We start from the raw sequence: 1,859 nt of genomic DNA, 5'->3' as shown, positions 1-1,859 counted from the left end.
CCCAGTGTTTGTGGCCATGAGTTAGAGATGTTTGGTGCTGTACTGCATGATTGTACTGTGGAGAGAACTCATTGGATTGTTAATGGAGAACATCGTTGTGGTTATTTAATTACTAAAAAATAAAAAATAAAAATATATTTATCAGGGTTGTATAAATTTTCTTGTCAGTCAAAAAAAATATAAAATCAAAAGTTAATATGCAACAATCTATGGAATTTTTAACGCCAGAGGAGTCTGCTCAAGTTGATGGAGCGCTCCTAACTTCCAAGGATAAGTTTTCAACGCGATTGGCAATTTATTCTTTGAGGTGTTTAAGGCAAATAGCAGCTGAAACAGGTTTGACTCCAGAGGAAATACCTGCCGAACAGGTGAAAATTTGGATTAAAAACGATGAAAATCTGAAGCCAAATTTAGATATAGACGCTAATTTTGAGAACTTCTTTACTAGATTGGTGATGGCCTCGTTATCTCCTTTAAAGCAGGTTGCTCAAGAATCTGCTGTACCACTTCAGCATTTAACAGTCCCAGAGGTGGTTAAATGGTTCGAGAAAAAAGGCAAAATTGAGTAAAGAAGGAAAGCTAGACAAGGATTTTTGGTACGGATATACGGATGATTAGGAGATGAACGCTTTTTTGGGTTTGGCAGTTTAGGAAAAATGGACGATTTGAGCTGAAAGTTTGGGGCGGAAAAAAAATTTTGCTTAGGGGGTTGACATTTATAGAAAAGGTATTTATAGTAATAAATGTAAGGAAAAGAAAGCGCCTGATGAGTTAAAAGCTTAAAGGCAAATATAATTAACTAATTATTATTAGCTTTTCCTGGTGTCTATGACGTAGTGGAACCACTCCGATCCATCCCGAACTCGGAAGTGAAACGCTAGAGTGGCGAAGATACTCGGTGGGTAGCTGCCCGGTAAAATAGCACGATGCCAGGTTAAATATAAACAAAGGTTCTCTCAGCGATACGAGAGAACCTTTGTTTTTTATTTATTAATTTAACTTACTTATGCGGTTTTCAGTGGAACGTCCGTACTGTCATCAAGATGTTGAAACAATTATAAACAAAAATGAGATTATAGTTATGATATTGATATTCTTATCAACAAGAATCTCATTTCTGATGACTAATAACTATGAGCGATTTATCTGGAAAAAAAGTAGAATTTCCTGAATTTTATCAAAAAACATATGGTTGATCCTATGCTGAGGAAATAGCTACTATTAAATATGGCTATGCGATGTTGACTATTGCTGGAGCAGATGGAGAAGTTAGCGAAGCAGAAATGAATTGGTTGATAAATCATCAACGTTCTATAAATGTGCCAGAAGAAATTATTGAGGCATACAAAGTATTTGACTATAAAAATGCTAACTTGGAAGAGCTAATTCCTGATATTAATAAATGTGATGTGCCTTTTAGTGTTCCTAGGACATTAATTTTTGATGCCATTCAAATGTGTAGAGCAGATTTGGAATTTGCCGATCAAGAACAAATGGCAGTCAAAAAAGCAGCTAAACGTTTAGGAGTTCCTGATAATATTGTATTAGCTCTAAACCGTCTGGTAGATCACGAAGAAAGCCTAAATGCTATGCGGAGAGCATTGTTGGAGACAGAGAGATTATAATTATAGTCGGAATTAACTTAATATATTCTACTTAGAGGTTGGATTTACACAAAATGATTGATATCTCAGTGTAAACCAACTCTCTTTAGGCAAAACTATGAAAGCGGTTATACCACCAAAAATAATATTAGACAATTTATTAAAAGATTGGCTGCTAGAAGATATTGGCAGGGGCGATCGCACAACTTCTGGCCTATTTGTAGGAGATGAGATAATCTTAGGAACAGGTCATTA

The 1,859-nt window shown here is 35.4% G+C and carries 2 protein-coding genes, 1 rRNA gene and 2 pseudogenes; all 5 read left to right on the top strand.

Annotation, left to right across the window (positions count from 1 at the left end):
- Nucleotides 1-123: pseudogene (locus F6K22_RS39895) on the top strand (iron-sulfur cluster biosynthesis transcriptional regulator SufR); the annotation flags it as partial.
- A 74-nt stretch (nucleotides 124-197) separates the two neighbouring features.
- Nucleotides 198-569, top strand: coding sequence for a hypothetical protein (locus F6K22_RS39890; protein ID WP_293110602.1), 372 nt, complete (start codon nucleotides 198-200; stop codon nucleotides 567-569).
- 249 nt (nucleotides 570-818) lie between these two features.
- Nucleotides 819-935: ribosomal RNA gene (rrf, locus tag F6K22_RS39885) — 5S ribosomal RNA — on the top strand.
- Between the two features lie 303 nt (nucleotides 936-1,238).
- Nucleotides 1,239-1,625, top strand: a complete 387-nt coding sequence (locus F6K22_RS39880) for a tellurite resistance TerB family protein (protein WP_293110600.1) — start codon at nucleotides 1,239-1,241, stop codon at nucleotides 1,623-1,625.
- A gap of 97 nt (nucleotides 1,626-1,722) precedes the next feature.
- Nucleotides 1,723-1,859, top strand: a pseudogene (locus tag F6K22_RS39875) (carboxylating nicotinate-nucleotide diphosphorylase); the annotation flags it as partial.

Origin of the sequence: Okeania sp. SIO2F4 (genome assembly GCF_010672385.1) — a bacterium.
Classification (GTDB): domain Bacteria; phylum Cyanobacteriota; class Cyanobacteriia; order Cyanobacteriales; family Microcoleaceae; genus Trichodesmium.
The sequence above is the reverse complement of the archived record's forward strand: the minus strand, read 5'-3'. Positions and strand labels throughout refer to the sequence as shown.